Origin of the sequence: Bacillus cereus group sp. BfR-BA-01382 (assembly GCF_022663475.1) — a bacterium.
Lineage (GTDB): Bacteria > Bacillota > Bacilli > Bacillales > Bacillaceae_G > Bacillus_A > Bacillus_A thuringiensis_S.
The window spans coordinates 66506-84595 of record NZ_JAKUFQ010000010.1 but is presented as its reverse complement, the minus strand read 5'-3'; the positions used below and the strand labels follow the sequence as shown (position 1 = coordinate 84595).

Below are 18090 nucleotides of genomic sequence, written 5' to 3'. Positions count from 1 at the left end.
TAGCGCTTAAATACGTTATCAAAACTTTTGCAAAAATAAATTAAGATTAACTGCCCTTTATGATAAGAGTTATTCATTTATTTAGGATTATAAATACACTTCAGAAGGTAAAATTTTTGAAGTTTATAAAAATCTAGCTAATTTAGTACTTCGAAAGGTTTAAAATTGTATTTTTAAAGTGCTAAATAATTAATGGTACCTTTTGAAATATTATTGGTTTCATTTCATTAGAAACAATTCCGGCTATATAACTAAAAAATGTGATATAATATCTATTGAACATATGAATAGGATAACAACTACCTGCTGTTGGCAAGTAGCAATTTATCTAATAAAAAGATCACTTGTTTCCAAGACAAGTGATCTTTTTATATACATTACCTATACTATTTGTGAGATCCATTAGATATTTTAGTTCCCTTATTTATATTGTGTACTCATTTCCCCACTCCTTTGATTTAAATACTATATCCCGTTTTCAGCAACATCGAGTTATAGTATCGACTCGATATATAATAAATATTGTTTAATCTAAAAGCCTCTGTTATATTCACCTTTTATAAATCATTCATCACTAGAGTCAAATGAATATCGCTTTTCATATCCAACTTCATACTTTTCCATGTAATTTCGTTCTTAATGTGTAAAAGTGTAAACGTGGACATTTACACTTTCACACAAGTTTACAAAAATAATAAAACAATAAATTTCTATATTGTAATATAATTAAATAGAATTCGTTATTTATAAACAGGAGGGATTTCATTGGAAGACTTTGATGATGAGCTACGCCAAATTGATATGGGTCAAAAAGAAGCAATACTAGTTGTAAGGGCTTACAATAGATATTTAACAAAAACAGATGAAGACAGGGAATATGGAACAGAAGTGATTGAACGTATTAGCAATAGTGATACTACTCGTGAGGATGCTGATTTTATTATAAGATGCACGGAAGTTATTGATGATCTTATCGATAAAGTTGTCGAGGGGAAAGTAGCAAATAAAAGCTAATCTACTACTATAGGATAACCCTCCTAAAAAACATCTATCATATAGACTACGGATTATCTCTAAATGAGCTTGTTGCTTTACGAATGAAACATTTGCATTTTTAGAACTATATATTATCTATTCCTGAACTAGTGACCCAAGATATCACAGCGATAGTGCACTCTTTGTTTTTTGCCACTTTAGGTTCGAAACCTATCTTTGGAGTTATGATGAAGATGTATCAAGATTTCAAACGGAAATCTCTATTCAAAAAAATGATTAGTTTGGAGATAAAGCAGACAAATTTGAGGAAAGGGATTTCTGCATAACTTTTCGAAATAATTTTATTTTAAAAATGACTCAGAAGCAATGCACAGCTGAAAATATTGTTAAGCGATTAGGATTTAAAACTCACATATAATTCTTTAGTCGAAAAGGAATAAAAAAACTAGTTTATTAGACAAACCACTTTTTCTTTTTACACTTTTTTCTTTTTGGTAAGTCAGGAAACTTCTTCATTGTGTCAAAAGCATGCATGAGCGTGAAATATGGATGTTTTAAAATCATTTTTGGTCCGCTCTTTTTCATAACTTCCTTAACTAAACCTTTCATTTCTGGTTTATAACAATGAATTTTGCAATTTTGACATGCTGGTTTCTTTTCTTGAAATGGACATTTTGATAGACGGAAATAAGCATAATCTTTTAATTTTTTACATTTTTCACATATTTTATCTTTTTTATGTTCGTTTTTACAATACATATCAATCATTATGCTAATTGTTTTCTCTTCACGTTCAATTTGATTCATAGGTTGGTGCCTCCTGTTTCAAAGTCTCACTGCTTTGATTGTAAAACTTTTTTAGAGAGTGTACTTGAATTTTTATTGACAGTTTTTCTAATGTTTATCTCTTTCCTAAGACTTAAATATACATCTTTCTTTTTCTTATGAGCTTTGTGTGTCTAAAGGTCTTGAACAGTAAGAGTTCACTTGATTTTTCCAAGTTATTAATTGATTCTATTGGAAGGTGGGGAGTATTTGAAGTTTACTGCTATATCAAATAATTCAGCCTTAGAGCACGGAATCTGCGTTTTGTTTTAGGAGCACTATAAAATTTTTAAATTGATGAATGTGTGGTGGTACAGCTTATTATAAAGTTGAATTTTTAGTGGAATGAATGTTAAGTTGGTTTTACATTTTGTTAAGTCTGGTATATATTGAAGGTAAGAGGTGGCGAACTTGACTATTTTTAACAAAGTAAAGGAAATTAGAGCTCGTTTTAATTTCACACAAAGTGTATTAGCTGAAAAAGTTGGAGTGACGAGGCAAACGATCGCAGCAATTGAAAAAGGGGATTACGTCCCTTCATTATTACTAGCATTGTCAATTTGTAATGTGTTTGATTTGAAGATGGAAGAAGTGTTTGTATTAAATAAGGAGGAAGAAGAGGATGAATAGATTGATGATTTCTTATGTAATTAATGTACTTATTATGGCATTAGCATGTTGGGTATTCATTGAACTTTATTACGGCATTATAGAACTTGCCAATATTATTGAAGCTAAGAAAGTGGCCTTTGAAGTATCATTAAATATTACACCAGTCTTATTCTTATTAGTTATAGGTATTGTAATAACAATTTCTTATAAAATACAGAGGAAGAAATATAACGCCCTTTCATATCTGATGTATCCACTATTGTTTCCCCTAGAAGACGAACGTGAAAAGTTAATTACTGAAAGAGCTTGTCGTACAGCATTTGTTTCACTGTGGTATGTGTTAATCATCGCAATTGGATTTTTAATGCTTTCTCCTATTTTTAATATATATATTCCAGGATATCCCTTATACATTGTATTTAGTGTTTTCTTTATTCAAATGACAGTTTTTTATTTATCTTTATACCGAAATAAAATAATGTAAAGTGAGCCCCTCTTGTAAAAGCAAGAGGGGCCCTTTATATGAATGATTTATAGTGATTCCCTTAATAATTTTCTATTTTCTAACATATCATTTAATAGAATCTGTCCCATCATCATTGCAAAGTTATCCCTGGTTTTTGTATAGTAGTCATTAAGTTTTAATAGATAGTCTTTCCTGGGGACATAGGTGATTACAAATCCACGGTTTACTTCTTTAGGCAAAGGAATATATATATTTTTAACATCCTGGTTTGTATTGTTGGGATTTTTAAATAATAAATCATTTAGATTACTAAAAAATTCTTTTCCATTAGAGATAGGGTGAATTTTTTTAGCTATGTGAACACCATTATTATTTTTATTTGAATCTATTCCCCATATAATTACACCACCAGAAGCATGAGAAAAAAACGATATAGCTTTTTCGTAATTCTTTTTATCATCTATTGAAAGGGTACTAGTTGTACAATTTTTTTTGCATTGAAATGTAAGGAATATATTCTCTTCTTGCTGTGTAATGATTATTTTTTGAATGTATGAAAATCCTTCTTGTTGAAACTTTATAAAAGTCTTCTTCGCATTCGCCAAATTAAACATTCTCCTTTTCTGCTTTTTAGCAAAATATTTAAAAGAGTAAATCAAAACAAGTAAACTTTGTATAGGAAATATATTTTTTAAAATTCTAATGCTTTTGATTTATTTTTTATTGTATTAATATCCTGGCATTGTTGGGAGAGCTGGGCACATTCATGAAAAGCAAAATGTTTACATCCTACACATTTCGCTTTATTCAAATGTCTTAAAGCACAGTTAATTGCTTCTCCTGTATGATCAAAAAAGTTCTCTTTTCCAATCTCAGCATATAATCCATTTTTAATTAGAGTTGTTTTCAACTCTGATTGAGCCCCTGAAATGAGAAGTACGCCACCTTGGTTTTTAAAATGTTGGACAATATTCCTAAAGTAGGCTTCGCCTGTTGTGTCAATAAAAGGAACCTTGCCCATACGTAAGATTAGAATTTTGGGTCTATAATGAATTGTCGCTAAAATGTTTTGTTCGAATGTTTGCGCAGCTCCAAAAAATAATGGACCTTCTATTGTGTAAATACTAATTTGAGGGCAATCATGAGCATTATTTACCACATGCGGTAATAATTTTTCATTCTTTGTTGTATGATCAGGAAGCACTTTTGACATCACAAGCATATTACTCATACGTTTTGTAAACAAAATAATAGCTAAAATAAGACCGATTTCCACAGCCGTTGTCAAACTTGTAAATACAGTAAGGGAAAATGTTACTAGTAATACAAGAGAATCTCCGGTATTCATTTTAAGTATATGAACAAAATGCTGTTGCTCACTCATATTCCACGCTACAACCATTAAAATAGGAGCCATACTAGCAAGTGGGATGTGCGAGGCGTATGGAGCTAGCAGTAGAAGCGTAAATAACACAAATACTCCGTGAATCACACCGGACATGGGTGAAACAGCGCCACTTTTAATATTCGTTGCTGTTCGAGCAATTGCTCCAGTCGCCGGAATTCCTCCAAATAATGGGGTAACAATATTAGCAATTCCTTGACCAATAAGTTCTTTATTACTGTTATGTTTACTATTTGTCATCCCATCTGCAACGACAGCAGATAAAAGGGACTCAATACCGCCCAACATAGCAATAACAAACGCAGGGCCAATTAAATGTTGGATACGCTCTATTGTGATCTCTGGTATATCAAACTGAGGCAGTGTATTTGGAATCGTACCATATGCTGTACCAATAGTAGGTACATGACCTGAGAAAAATATAGTTGCAATTATAGTTGAAATCAAAACACCTACTAATGAACCCGGTACTTTTGGCAAAATTTTTGGTGTTACGAGTATAACGAAAAAGCAAATCAAAGCAGTTACTACATTATAAAAATTAGTGGTACCGATATGAGTAAATATTTCTTTCAAGTTTGCTATAAAGTCCTCATGTTTTTCTATGCCTGTTAAACCTAAAAAACTAGCAATTTGTCCAGTGAATATAATAACAGCAATACCTGAAGTAAAACCAATTGTTACAGGACGTGGTATGAACTTAATTAACGAACCTAATTTAAAAATTCCCATAAGGCATAAGATAATTCCAGCCATCAAACCAGCGAGTAGTAAATTTTCATACCCATAAGTAATGACAATCCCTAAAAGAATGGGAACAAAAGCCCCTGTAGGCCCTCCAATTTGATACCTTGAACCACCAAATAGAGAAATAAGTATCCCGGCAATACACGTTGTATAAATTCCATACTCTGGTTTTACACCAGAAGCTATGGCAAAAGACATAGCAAGAGGAATCGCAACAACTCCAACAATCAGTCCTGAAAGAAGATCTTTTTGAAAATGCCCTAATGAATATCCTTCAAACCTTCCCGTAAATAAACCTCTCATTACAAACCCTTCTTTTCTCTTTTTAATAAACCCGGATTACAACTATGTGTCTCATTCGTTTTATACAGGAGGATTTAATTTTTATCAAAGAAAACGACATCCTAATACTTACTATAAGTTTTGCTTAAATGACGTTCTAATTTTCCTATATCTCCACCTTGTTGTACATGGAATTGTAATCTTTCCGCTAGAAGTTCTCCAGCTCGACTATCTAGCTTCTTCGTATCAATAAACGTAGTGACTTTTACTTTATCTGGAGTAATATCTCTACGAAACATCTGTCCTGGAATTTCAGTCCAAAAACGATTCCATTCTTCTAATAATCCTATTTGATCAAACAAAAAGTTCTGAATGCCGCATAACCATGCTGTACAAGCTGTGTTCCTTTTTTGACATCCAATACCATCTTGTAAATGTTGACATGAAACGCAACAAGAATACCCACTTTTAATGCAAACATTACAAACGTGATGAGCTCCTATAGAGTGAAATATCTCAATTCCATGTTGGATGATATCTTCTCTTTTAGCCTCATTGCTCAATTTATTCCTCCTTTACCATTTCGTTTTCTGCTTCATCTAGCTCTTCTAACATAGAAATTGTATCAATTAAATGATTGTTAAAAATTTTCCGCGCAACCACTAATAAATTCATAATCATAGGATCTCGAAGGGAGTATAATACTCGTTTTCCATCTTTAGTGCCAACAACAATATTTTTCGCGCGTAATACACTTAATTGTTGAGAAACTGCAGAACCTTCTTTTTTAAGAATGCTTTGAATTTCATTTACACTTTTTTCACCTTCTGATAGAAGTTCCAAAATACCTATTCGTAAAGGATGCGATAAAGCTTTAAAGAAATCTGCTTTAAATTGTTGCATTTCGGTCCCCATTAAAACACCTCTAGTATTTATTTACATTTAACATTTCAGAAGTATCCTATACATCTTCAAATGTTTGAATATGTATAGGATACTTCTAAAGCCAAGAATTATCAATACAAATTTAGAAACTTAAAATAGGTAAATAAATGGTTTTTGTTTGCAATTACGATTTTTTCTTTCGTACACAAAAATCCTATGTGTCCTAGACTATATTTCTAGATAAACCTTATACCCACAGGTTCAGAGGCTATTGAATAAGGGAGAAATAATGAATTTACATGAATAGACTCAAATAACATAAAAGCATTAAAGGAAAGAGGATTTAAGGATTTATAAGAACGGAATATTTATGCAAGTAAAGGTGAGCTGTGAAAAAATGTAACAATCTAGTTATAGTATGACGAATAAAGAAAAGAACCCGTTAGTAAAAAACGGATTCTTTTCACTAGGTGTGCAAGAAATTCAAGGTGACTAGAATAAAATCACTTGTATTTTTTTAGGGCAAGCACAAGTTTGAACAAAATATTTATTTGAACGTAAAAAGGATCTATTCAAGATAAAGAAGCTTTTTGAAAAAGTAGGTGGACACCTAAAGGGAATTATTGAAAGACAAATTAATTTTGGTGGGTTACTTGAAGATTCGAGGGCAATTGTTATGCTACACATTGATAAATAGTAGGTTACTTATAAATTTTCTGAATCAGTAATTTTAGAAATTAAAGAAGATGTATAGACTTCATATCCCTAATTCATATTCACTATATTTGATAGATTACCTGTATTTGTAAAAGAAATATTAAATACAAAGAGGTATTTAAATTATAAAAGAGAATATATAAATTTAATGATAAATACATTAAGAGGTGATAATTTAGTATGTTTACAAAAAATTAGTAGAAATTAATAGTAATGTTTTGTTTGTTGATGTGTATAGGTGGGATTAATGTTAAGAATATTCAATATTAATAATATCAATTTACTATAGTTTACAATTATGTAAAACTATAACCAGGATGGATTTTCTTTAAAACTTATCACTAATAAAGATTTAAAGAAGTTTTTGTTTCATTTTCCATCAAGAAAAAAGCCAATTTTTATATTCATTGACTTCTTTTAAATCCATACTCTTTTTCATTTATAATTTTACCACATCGGCAACATTTGTACAGAAAAATAATTTTAAAATTCAGACTAAAATACCCGTTGTTTTGAATGGAATTGTAGGCTTGTTTGGAGTTGGATTCAAAAATGGATAGACTTGTTCAAATGGGATAAATCAAATCTATTAGAATTAGAAAGTGCTGTCATTAGTGGTGTAATATTGGCAACTATTATACCGCAGAGATTGGAATTATGAATAATAGAGAAATGAGAATTTGTATTTTAGATTTGCAAGATCATCATACTAGTAGTGTACATAAATATTTTATTGATGATTAAAAAATTGGAAAAGCAGTATGTCAAATAGGAACGGAATTGATTTTTGATGAAAAGGCTGCTAAAAGAAAAATAAAACTGAAGTGGGATTACATTTGCTAGCAGGCGCTGGTGTTAAGAAGGAATGGATATGTATAAGAAATGTACATCAATTTGAATGTCAAATAAGTAGTTTACGTAAACAGCAAAATCAATGTGGCTTGTAAATAATTAATTAAAAGTTGTAATAGAAGTGATAAGGATAGAAGTATTAATGGCCTTATTATAAGTATTATCTGAGAAACTAGCAAGAATTGTAGATAACGTAGTAGGATGCAAGAATTTATCAAATAAAATGAGGTGAATGAAACATGAAAGTAATTACGAAAAAAGCACAAATGATACCCTTAGAGGGGGAGGAGTTTTGTAATCTTCAAGCGGACGCAGAACAGTATAATGCGGAGAAGTGTAATATAGAAAGAGAGTATTTCAAGCTAGAAAAAAAATCAGTTAAAAATCGAACGACAGAAGAAAAATGGGATGAAAGATGCAAACAAGCAGTTCAATTATTTAATCAAGGGACCGAATATCCAGACATTGCGAAAATAGTAGGGTGCAAAGTGAGTAGTTTGTATAGAGAGCTCAAGAAACGTGGAGTATTAGAAATGCCAAAGCAAGCGGCACCCTCTAAAACATTAAGGTCACCCATAATACCAGCAAAAACAAAAAAATCTAAGTTTGAACGATATAAAGAGTATTATATGTATAAGTAGAAGGATTAAAGGTTATATAGTTATTTATTTAAATAATAACTGCATCTTAGATTCTCGATTTTTGTTTTTTCATAAAGTACACTTTTAGACGTTACATTTAAAATTCTTATCAACTCAGTTTTGGGGAATTAGCAAAGATATCAAAATATCAAAAACATACATTTGAATAAATATTAAGGAATTTTTGAGCACTTGCTCCTTAATTGTCGCTAATATGGTTAGTGCTACACACTCTTATGAAATGTATTAATCAAGCTGTACACCATATATAATTAATAGTCTTAATATATAGGTAAGTATATATGATTTCTGCAAATGGAGGAGATATATAATGTTAACTGAATTACAAAAAAAGTTTTTCTTAAAATTAAAAATTCCCCCAAGAGAAAATGTGAAATTTGAAGATTTACATAGAATTCTTTTGCAGATGGGGCACTTATTACCTTATGAAAACTTAGACATCATGGAAGGAAATACGAAAGAATTTTCTAGAGAAAATATTGAAGAAAAGCTGCTTTTAAAGAATCGTGGCGGATTATGCTATGAAATTAATTCTTTATTATATTATTTTTTGTGTGATTGTGGATTTAATGTGTATCGAATAGCTGGAACTCTATATGATCCAAAAACAAGAAAGTGGAACCCTGATGATGGCCATGCACTTATCGTTTTACAACACAAATATGAAAACTATATTATAGACGCCGGTTTTGCATCCTATCTCCCTTTACATCCTGTTCCTTTTCACGGTGACAGCGTGACTTCTGTAACGGGTGAATATCGTGTTCGTAAACAAAATACGGAGAAAGGAACCCATGTATTAGAAATGAAAAAAGGAAAAAATGGAGAAACTTCACATTTTTTTGATTCGGATCTTAGTGATACCTGGTCTATCGGTTATGCTTTTTATTTAAATGCAATTAATGAAAAGAAAGTGAATGCTATACAAAACATGGTTATAGAGCATCCAGAATCACCAGTAAATAAGGCGAATATTATTTGTAAATTAATTGAACACGGGCATATTGCACTTACTAAGCAAAGTTTTACAGAAACCCGGCATGGAAAGAAAATTAAAAAAGAAATAACAGAGAAACAATATCATCAAATACTTAAAAATGAATTCAATATTTTTTAGACAAGTAAGATGTAGAAAGTAAACTATAAGATTTTCAACGCATTACGCCCTCATTTGTAGAAAAATGGGGGTTTTTAATTAATAAGTGCTTAAAAAGTTCTAAAATATTTTTATTTTTATGAATTTTTCTATTGTTAATAGGATAAATTCAGCGATATATAACTTAAATTTATAACGAAATACTATAAATGCTTATTGAATAACAGTGAAAATAACATCAAATATATCCATTTTATTAAAATAGTACTACATTCATGGGGAATTTGTTCAATTGTATATAGAGAGATATTATTTTAAATAGTTATTAATAACGAAAGAGGAGAGGGAAAATTATGTTCAATCAAAGAACAAGAAATGGCGTCAAAAAAATCCTAGCAATTACAGCAGCTAGTACGGTGTTTTCGATGTTTGGATTATCAATTTCTATCATAGAGGCGGCGTCTGCTCCAGGAGTTTATGTTACACCTAAAAATAGTGTTTCTTCAGATATTATTAGTATAGATTGGTCTCCTGTTCAAACAGCACCTTATACATATTGGGCTGTACATAACTGGAACCAGGGGGGAGAAGCTGGTGGGTATGCTGGATTCCAACAACAAAGCGGTTTTGATGAAAATGGAAAGCGTACTTTGCACTTTGCAGTTTGGGATCCTATTTCTTCTAAGGAAGCAATAAAAGCAGAATATGTATCCCCTACATCAGTTGCAAGTAATTTTGGTGGAGAAGGAACAGGTCTTAAAATTCAGACGACATATGATTGGAAGAATTATAATTGGTATCGCATGACAATGCGTTCTTGGCAAGAGAATGGACACACAAAATTTGGACAGTGGTTAAAAGATGTTTCAAAAAACCAATGGAAGCTTATTGGGATTATGGACTTTCCAGTTCCTAACGTTACATTTAACTATGGACAAACGCTGTTTCAAGAAGACTGGCTTGGTAATGGACAAGATGTAAGAGAGGCACGTGTAAAAAATGGATATGGAAGAAATATCTCAGATAAAAAATGGACATCTTGGAATACTCAATCAATAGAGGGGCAAGAGCCATTGAATAATAATTGGGATGGGGGAGCTACTTCAGAATATCTTTGGTTTAAGGCTGGGGGAGACTCTCGATCAACTATTGGAACAGGAAAAACATTTACGTTAAATCAACCTAGCCAACCTGAAATAGGAAAACTAGATTATGATGTAAAGTCTACGTATTATGAAAATGAAAAATTAAATATAACTTGGCAATTAAAAGATAGTAGTACACCTCAATTTAAGGGGGAAATTGAAATTTATAATAATGAAAATATGACGGGCCAACCGATTAACGTAATTAATGATATTAAATCTTACCAAAATGGAATCAGTCAATCTATATCATTACCAACAAATACTTATGCAAAAATTGTATTAACAGATATATTTGATCAAACTGTGGAAAAAAAGGTGAAAATCAAAAATGAATCTCCAAACATTTTAGAAGGGGATTGGTTTGCATGGTCGATGAAGGGTATAGGAGATTTTGAATTTGCAAAACTTGATTTAAATAAATCAACAGAAGAATTGCAAGTTAGTTTAATAGCAGGGACACCACACAATTATTTTGATAGTACGTATGCAAGTATTAAAGTACAGGATACATCAGGTAAAGTGGTATATAACAAAGAGATTTATGGGAATAACCGACAAAATGCTGAAACAAAAACAGTCCCAGTAAAAGTGGGCAATTTTATTGAACTTACACACCTAGAAGGTGGAGAGAGAGCAACATTAACAAATCTGGATAATAATAAACGCGAAAGCTTTGATAAAAAAGTAATATATGAAGTTACAAAGGATGGCCTGAAGAAAATAAATCAAATTGTTAATCCGAAACCGGACACAGAATCTCCAACACAGCCACAAGGATTATATGCAAGCAATGTTGCATCAGACGGTGTAGAGCTAAAATGGAATCCTTCTACAGACAATGTGGGTGTAAAGGGATATCAGGTGTTACGCAATGGACAATTGATTCAAACTGTACAAGGGACAATGTTTACTGATCAAAATCTTACAGCTAATAAAGAATATAAATATACTGTAAAGGCTGTAGATGCGGCTGGAAATATCTCGGCTCAAAGCAATATCCTTACAGTAACAACAAAGAGTCAAAATGTAACTTATGAAAAATGGGATCCGAAAAAGGCATATACAAAAGGGGACAAAGTAGAATATCAAGGGAAATTTTATGAAGCGGTTCAAAGCTATCAAGGAAATGGAGATCCTACTTGGATATTTGCCTTATCTTTATGGCAACCATTTTATATGAAATAAAAGTTAGTTATTTAAACTTTATATATTAGTTTAGTGGTCGCAAAAATATGTTTAGATTTTAGAATAAGATTTCAAAATGGTAAGGACAAAACTTGAAAACTTAAAATCAATATATAAAGTAAAAATACGGAATTGAATTTTGTTAAGAAAATGTAATAAAAATATTGATAACATGATGGGGAAAATAGTTTTATCACTGAGATAAAAAGCCCTGCACACAGGACATCTAAAAAGATACCTTAGCAATAACGACAATTAGGGAGAAGTATTAGCTAAGGTATCTGGATGGATGGTTGCATAATAAATATGCAATTTTGAGCATTGTTGAATGTATTGGGATATCCAACAAGTTCATAATAACAAAAATTTTCTGCTAATTAAGCCGGTAAATTTGTCCAAAATAGATAGGGGTTATTTGAATTTAAAAGAGAACCATTGAAGGTTAGGGTGCTCTAGACTAAAAACTATATTAAGGTAGTAAATGTTTCATGAAATAGGAATAAATCAAAGATTGTAATTCGGTTTTTATGAGTAAATTTGTAATGAGGTTCTGTAGTTTTTCTTAATGACATCTCACATATTTATGATAAAGAACAGAAGGGGAATAATGGAAAACATACCATTGCTTGTAGACCACAGAATATATACAGCTGAGATACCACATTGATTCATGAAAGTCTACATTGTTATAACACAAAGGCGTTTGGTAACTCTTTATTAAATAGTGAAAATATCATGCTTGATGAGAATGATGATTTGATTAGGAGGAATAGAGATGGAACTAACTAAATTGGAAAAGGTAATTGTTATTAGCACATTTGTTCAAGGTTTGGGTGAGGAATTCCTAGAAAATAGCGAGAACAATCATTCTTTAAGGCAACTACTCCGGGAGATAGAAAAGGTGTTTAGTAATTCAACACCAAATCAAATGCGAGAAGCAGCAGGAAGTGTACTAGACAAATTTATTAATGATGTAATTGAAGAAAACAATTCTCCACTACCAAAAATAAATTAAAGGCTCATACGGAGAAAGAGATCGCGAGCTTCATGTAACACACAGGTCATTTTGTGTAACTTAACCTATCCAGAAACAGGTACATAGCAATGAGCAAAAGTTATTAAACTATCATAAAGCAATGTATATGTGAAGCGATAAGTAAGAATCGTCCTTAATTGGACGCTTTTTTATCCTTACATAGTTTTTATTTTATTAAAGTTTCAACAATATAAAAAGCTGACCACGTTTAGTCAGCTACATCCAAAAATCATTATAATCAACATTTTTTCCTGTTAATTTTTTTAACGCTCTTATAATTTTATTCCCATTCTTCAATGAAGGTTGGAATGCATCTCCCTGACATATCCTACTGATGGTCCCTCTGTTCACTCCACTTTCTTTTACTATATCTTGTTGCGAAAGCCCGTTTTTATCAATAAATTTGCCAAAACGCGAACGTTGTTTACCTAGTCCAAACATCATTTCCACTCCCTTACTTTCTTAATTAGTAAAAAGTATGTACAAAAATTAAACTTTTTAAACTTCACGAAAGTTTGAATAGTGTACAAGCCATCCGCAATATGATGTATCAAGGTTGCTACCAAAGTAGTTATCAAGTTAGCTATCAAAGTAATGCTACAAAGGTATTTGGTCTATAAACCTGTATATAATCAGCATTCAAAATTCTGTTTATAAAGGGGAGGTTTATATGTTAACTACATTTATCTCTTTAGGAGTTTTAGGAGTAACGACAATCGGAGGGGTGCTACTAGAAAAGCATCTTGTAAAAAATGATCACGTTGCAGCAGCTAAACTTTTAAGTGATGGAATGTATCATGGAATGAGAATAGGTGGAGTTTGTTTTATTGGCTATGTATTTGTCAAGATCTTAATCATGTTCTAGGAGGTGTTACATGGGACTTATCAAAGAATGGATTCATAAACAAAGTTTGAGGAATCAACTTATAGAGGTATTTAGAAAAGCGGGTTTATATGTAGACCATCAAACACGGGGTGGGAAAGTACCCATTTATCCGAAGATACAGGACATTGCTTCTTCGAAAGAAAAAGTTCGATATATATTTACCATTCCAAATGGTTTGGATCCGAAGATTATCGAAAAGAAATGGTTTTGCTTTCAACAAATATTAGGACGCAATGTAGCAATTGAAGGTGATATTAAACGGTTTTTACTAAATGTGTTTCATTCGGATGCAGGATTACAAACATATAATTACAGTTATAAAAAATGGCAGCCGTTACTAAAAGAGCATCGTCTTCCTGTTGTGGTAGGCCGGGACCAATTCGGAAACATGATTACGTATGACTTGGTAGATTCGAATACACCGCATCTTCTAATCGCAGGAGAAACAGGGAGTGGGAAAAGTAGTATGGTACGTGTTGTGCTAACTACACTCGTTCAGCATATGTCCTCTGATAAATTGCATTTGTACCTAGGCGACCTGAAGAATTCCGAATTTCATTTCTTGCGAAGAGTGAAACACGTAAAAGAGGTTTGCATGGAAGAAATTGAAATGAAGATGGTGCTACAGAAAGTGTGGAAGCAAATACGCGAGCGTAGAAAGCTGATGGAAGAATATGAAGTGGATCATATCGATGAATATAACAAATTGAACTCTGACAGTCAGAAACCATATATCATACTCGCTATAGATGAAGTTGCCATGTTACAAGATGAAAAAGAATGCATGTCTATAGTCGAAAAAATATCAGCAGTCGGCAGGGCACTCGGAGTCTTTCTGATGCTCAGTATGCAGAGACCAGATGCAAAGGTATTGGATGGTAAGTTAAAGCTCAATATGACAGTTAGAATGGGATTTAAATGTGATAGCGTAATTAACAGTAACATCATGGGTACACCTGGATCAGAACAGTTAGAACAATCGGGTCAAATGATATTAAAGTTAAATGGATTAAAGAAAGTGCAAGCTCCTTATTTAGAATTAAGTAAAGCTAAGAAGATAGTTGAACCTTATCGTGTTCTAAAAGAGCATATAAAAGTTCAAAATTCAACAAAAGAAGAAAATCAATTATTCGGGGTGTTAAATTATGATGAGTAGAGACAAAGTGATACTTAGCAATCTGAAACGTTTTAGATGTATGTCTCGTGATGATATTGTTGATTTGCACTTTCAAGGATTAAAGAATGCAGTGACTTGCTGTAATACGGTGATGAAACGATTAAGAAGAGATGGTCATGTGGATGCCAATATCTCGCAGCAGCCATACATCTACTTCCCTCAACCCAGCACACTTCGCAAAACTAGCCAAAAAATTCTCCACTTCCTCGGTATAGTAGACGTGTATAAACAGCTTATCCATTATGAAAAACCGAAACTGTTTAAAGTGGAGCCAAAGTACGGTAAAGATTTCATGGAACCTGATGCATTTACAATTTGGCGTAGATCTCCATTCTTCATTGAAGTTCAGAATTCAGTTTACAGTAAAAAAGTTATGCAAGATAAAATAAATAGGTATGAGTTGTACTTCCAGAGTCAGAATTGGCATAACGAATCTTGGCAGCCAAAAGAATCTAAATTCTTTCCATCAATACTTATAATTACTGAAAAGCATTATGATATTAGATCTTTTAATCTACGTATTTTTCAAGCTTCTTCAATTAGCAATTTCTTAGATAACCTTACTGTAAAAGCAAAATAAGGCTCCCTAACCAGGGCTTTTTTCTTTAAAGGGAATTTGGCGATAAAAATAATATAAATGGATATAATAAGTTTGTTAAATTATTACTTATTTTCAATTGTAGTTACTATATCTTGTATAAAAGGATGTGTTAGAGATGAAAATTGGAGTAGTAAAAGAGATAAAAAAAGGAGAAGCACGTGTAGGCATGACTCCTGAGAATGCTCGAAAATTGGTTGAAGAAGGACACCAAGTCTTAGTAGAAAAAGATGCCGGTATTGGATCTGGATATACAAATGATGAATATACAAGTGCAGGTGCAAATTTAGTAGCACAAAGAGAAGCCTGGGAAGTCGACATGGTAGTTAAAGTAAAAGAACCATTACCTGAAGAATATCGTTACTTTAAAAAAGATCTTATAATCTGGGGGTTTTTACATTTAGCTGCATCGAAAGAGTGTGTAGAAGCAATGAGAAATGCTGGTACTACTGCAATTGCAGGAGAAACAATTAGCGAAGATGGTGTTTTGTCATTATTAAAGCCAATGAGTGCAATTGCTGGCCGTCGCGCCGTATTTATGGGAGCATATTATTTAGAAAAACAACATCAAGGAGAAGGGATTTTATTATCAGGTATTGAGGGAATCCCTGCCGGAAATGTAGTCATTTTAGGTGGAGGAAATGCTGCGATTAATGCATGTGATATGGCAATTGGAATTGGGTGTAGTGTAACTATCTTAGAACTGAACCAAACACAGATAACATATTTAAAAGAGAGATATATAAATGATCCTGTTGAAGTTATTGAATCTAATACTCAAAACTTAGAAAAACATATACAAATAGCAGACTTATTTATTTCAACAATCTTAATACCAGGATCTAAACCTCCGAAAATTGTAAAAGAATATATGGTACAATCCATGAAGCCTGGAAGTGTTATTGTGGATATTGCAATAGATCAAGGTGGTACGATCGAGACGGTCGATCATTATACAACCCACGATGATCCTGTATTTATTAAACATGATGTAATTCATTACGCAGTACCCAATATGCCTGGTGCTACCCCACGTACTTCTACTATGGCATTGGCTAAGGGGAATATTGAATACTTACTAGCGATAGCTAAAGATGGATTAGAAAATGCAATTCAACATAAACCAGTTTTGGCAACTGGTATAAATATTTATAAGGGTACGATAACTTATGAGAACTTAGGAACAACACTAGAATTAGATTATAAGCCATTGAAAGAAGTGTTATTATGAGTAATGCAATTTTACCACTCAACATTGGGAATATAAAAAAAGCACAAAAAATTTTGGATGGAAATGCTAGAAAAACACCTTTGGTTAAATCATTCTATTTAACCAGTAAAACCGGTGGAGAAATTTATTTGAAGTTAGAAAATATGCAGTTAACAGGTTCATTCAAGTTTCGTGGTGCATTTAATAAAATTTCCCAACTAACAAATGAAGAAAAAGAACGTGGTGTAATCGCTTGTTCAGCTGGAAATCATGCACAAGGTGTTGCATTATCTTCTCATTTACTTAAAATCAAAAGCAAAATTGTAATGCCAACTTCCGCACCGCAAGCTAAAGTGGATGCGACTAGAGGATATGGTTCTGAAGTTATTTTATACGGTGATACATTTGATGATGCAAAAGCGAAATGTGAAGAGATTATAAAAGAAACAGGAGAAACATACCTACATCCATATGATGATGTAGAAGTAATGGCTGGCCAAGGGACAATTGGTTTAGATATTCTGGATGACATGTGGGATGTTGATACTGTCATTGTACCTATTGGTGGGGGAGGTATTATTTCAGGGATCGCTGTTGCACTGAAATCATTTAATCCTTCCATTAATATTATTGGAGTTCAAGCTGAAAACGTACACGGTATGAAAGCTTCTTACGATGCTGGAGAAATTGTATCACATTATAAATCCCCAACAATTGCAGATGGTTGTGCAGTTAAAATACCAGGAAATTTAACTTTTGAAATTGTAAAAGACCTAGTAGATGATATTGTAACTGTATCGGAAGAAGAATTAGAAGTAGCAATGAAAGACTTACTGCAACGCGGAAAAGCTGTCGTAGAAGGTGCGGGAGCATTAGCCACAGCCGCTCTTCTTGCAGGGAAAGTTGATAAATATGTACAGGGGAAAAAAGTAGTAGCGGTTATTTCAGGTGGCAATGTGGATTTAAAACGTATTTCAAGCGTATGTGAGCATTTCTTTGTTGCCAATGAAGTACAATAATGATTGGGGAATATATACAATAAGTTGATATTGCTAAATAAGAGCTAGGATGAAATATCTCCGTTCTTTTCTTGTAATATCAGGATGAAATTGAGGCGTAGTTATTATTCAATTAGAGGGAGCTGTAGAAGAAATTCAATTTTAATAATGTATATAAAGAAAAGACACTCTAAAATGAGTGTCTTTTCTCCGAATTGAACCACGTTCATTTAGTATAAACCTATCCGTATTATCCCTTTGTTATACGTGTAAACACATCCTATAAAACAGAATCGTCTATATATAC

The 18090-nt window shown here is 32.3% G+C and carries 18 protein-coding genes; 12 read left to right on the top strand and 6 right to left on the bottom strand.

Features of this window, described 5'->3' with window-relative positions; translation table 11 throughout:
- Nucleotides 1–765 precede the first annotated feature (765 nt).
- On the top strand, nt 766–1014 hold the full coding sequence (locus MR160_RS07095; protein WP_242297168.1) for a hypothetical protein: 249 nt from the start codon (nt 766–768) through the stop codon (nt 1012–1014).
- Nucleotides 1015–1449: 435 nt separating this feature from the next.
- Here the strand turns inward: MR160_RS07095 and MR160_RS07085 are convergent, their stop codons facing one another.
- Nucleotides 1450–1803 carry a nitrous oxide-stimulated promoter family protein gene (locus MR160_RS07085; protein WP_242297167.1) on the bottom strand — a complete coding sequence of 118 codons (354 nt, stop codon included), beginning with the start codon at nt 1801–1803 and terminating at the stop codon, nt 1450–1452.
- A gap of 429 nt (nt 1804–2232) precedes the next feature.
- On the opposite strand from MR160_RS07085, the gene MR160_RS07080 reads away from it, so the two are divergent.
- Nucleotides 2233–2451 (top strand): helix-turn-helix transcriptional regulator, encoded by a 219-nt coding sequence (locus MR160_RS07080; RefSeq protein ID WP_142322202.1) that lies wholly within the window; start codon nt 2233–2235, stop codon nt 2449–2451.
- Nucleotides 2444–2917, top strand: a complete 474-nt coding sequence (locus tag MR160_RS07075; protein WP_242297166.1) for a DUF2178 domain-containing protein — start codon at nt 2444–2446, stop codon at nt 2915–2917. Before MR160_RS07080 ends, MR160_RS07075 begins: the two co-directional genes overlap by 8 nt.
- A gap of 47 nt (nt 2918–2964) precedes the next feature.
- Here MR160_RS07075 and MR160_RS07070 read toward each other — a convergent pair whose 3' ends face one another.
- From MR160_RS07070 to MR160_RS07055, 4 genes are all read right to left on the bottom strand, one after another.
- Nucleotides 2965–3504 carry a hypothetical protein gene (locus MR160_RS07070; RefSeq protein WP_242297165.1) on the bottom strand — a complete coding sequence of 180 codons (540 nt, stop codon included), beginning with the start codon at nt 3502–3504 and terminating at the stop codon, nt 2965–2967.
- A gap of 86 nt (nt 3505–3590) precedes the next feature.
- A complete protein-coding gene (locus tag MR160_RS07065; protein WP_242297164.1) occupies nt 3591–5354 on the bottom strand; it encodes a SulP family inorganic anion transporter in 1764 nt (587 codons plus the stop codon).
- A 101-nt stretch (nt 5355–5455) separates the two neighbouring features.
- Nucleotides 5456–5896: a DNA mismatch repair protein gene (locus MR160_RS07060; protein WP_081143351.1), complete on the bottom strand. Its 441-nt coding sequence runs from the start codon at nt 5894–5896 to the stop codon at nt 5456–5458.
- A gap of 1 nt (nt 5897) precedes the next feature.
- Nucleotides 5898–6248, bottom strand: a complete 351-nt coding sequence (locus MR160_RS07055) for an ArsR/SmtB family transcription factor (RefSeq protein WP_000536397.1) — start codon at nt 6246–6248, stop codon at nt 5898–5900.
- Nucleotides 6249–8026: 1778 nt separating this feature from the next.
- Between MR160_RS07055 and MR160_RS07050 the strand changes: the two genes are divergently transcribed.
- The 4 genes from MR160_RS07050 to MR160_RS07035 all read left to right on the top strand — a co-directional run bounded on the left by MR160_RS07050 (nt 8027) and on the right by MR160_RS07035 (nt 12893).
- Nucleotides 8027–8428, top strand: a complete 402-nt coding sequence (locus MR160_RS07050; protein WP_000864835.1) for a hypothetical protein — start codon at nt 8027–8029, stop codon at nt 8426–8428.
- Between the two features lie 331 nt (nt 8429–8759).
- Entirely contained in the window at nt 8760–9566 is an 807-nt protein-coding gene (locus MR160_RS07045) for an arylamine N-acetyltransferase family protein (RefSeq protein WP_097982017.1), read from the top strand.
- Nucleotides 9567–9898: 332 nt separating this feature from the next.
- Nucleotides 9899–11878, top strand: coding sequence for a DUF3472 domain-containing protein (locus MR160_RS07040; protein WP_242297163.1), 1980 nt, complete (start codon nt 9899–9901; stop codon nt 11876–11878).
- A 775-nt stretch (nt 11879–12653) separates the two neighbouring features.
- On the top strand, nt 12654–12893 hold the full coding sequence (locus MR160_RS07035; RefSeq protein ID WP_000424046.1) for a hypothetical protein: 240 nt from the start codon (nt 12654–12656) through the stop codon (nt 12891–12893).
- 237 nt (nt 12894–13130) lie between these two features.
- Here the strand turns inward: MR160_RS07035 and MR160_RS07030 are convergent, their stop codons facing one another.
- The gene (locus MR160_RS07030) at nt 13131–13355 is read right to left on the bottom strand and encodes a helix-turn-helix transcriptional regulator (protein ID WP_000467347.1); all 225 of its coding nucleotides are present in this window, start codon (nt 13353–13355) and stop codon (nt 13131–13133) included.
- 229 nt (nt 13356–13584) lie between these two features.
- Between MR160_RS07030 and MR160_RS07025 the strand changes: the two genes are divergently transcribed.
- The 5 genes from MR160_RS07025 to tdcB all read left to right on the top strand — a co-directional run bounded on the left by MR160_RS07025 (nt 13585) and on the right by tdcB (nt 17804).
- Nucleotides 13585–13779 (top strand): hypothetical protein, encoded by a 195-nt coding sequence (locus tag MR160_RS07025; RefSeq protein WP_000958235.1) that lies wholly within the window; start codon nt 13585–13587, stop codon nt 13777–13779.
- Between the two features lie 10 nt (nt 13780–13789).
- Entirely contained in the window at nt 13790–14956 is a 1167-nt protein-coding gene (locus MR160_RS07020) for an FtsK/SpoIIIE domain-containing protein (protein ID WP_242297162.1), read from the top strand.
- On the top strand, nt 14946–15557 hold the full coding sequence (locus tag MR160_RS07015) for a replication-relaxation family protein (protein WP_242297161.1): 612 nt from the start codon (nt 14946–14948) through the stop codon (nt 15555–15557). The genes MR160_RS07020 and MR160_RS07015 overlap by 11 nt, the downstream gene beginning before the upstream one ends.
- A gap of 136 nt (nt 15558–15693) precedes the next feature.
- The gene (ald, locus tag MR160_RS07010; protein WP_242297160.1) at nt 15694–16806 is read left to right on the top strand and encodes an alanine dehydrogenase; all 1113 of its coding nucleotides are present in this window, start codon (nt 15694–15696) and stop codon (nt 16804–16806) included.
- On the top strand, nt 16803–17804 hold the full coding sequence (gene tdcB, locus MR160_RS07005) for a bifunctional threonine ammonia-lyase/L-serine ammonia-lyase TdcB (protein ID WP_242297159.1): 1002 nt from the start codon (nt 16803–16805) through the stop codon (nt 17802–17804). The genes ald and tdcB overlap by 4 nt, the downstream gene beginning before the upstream one ends.
- Nucleotides 17805–18090 lie beyond the last annotated feature (286 nt).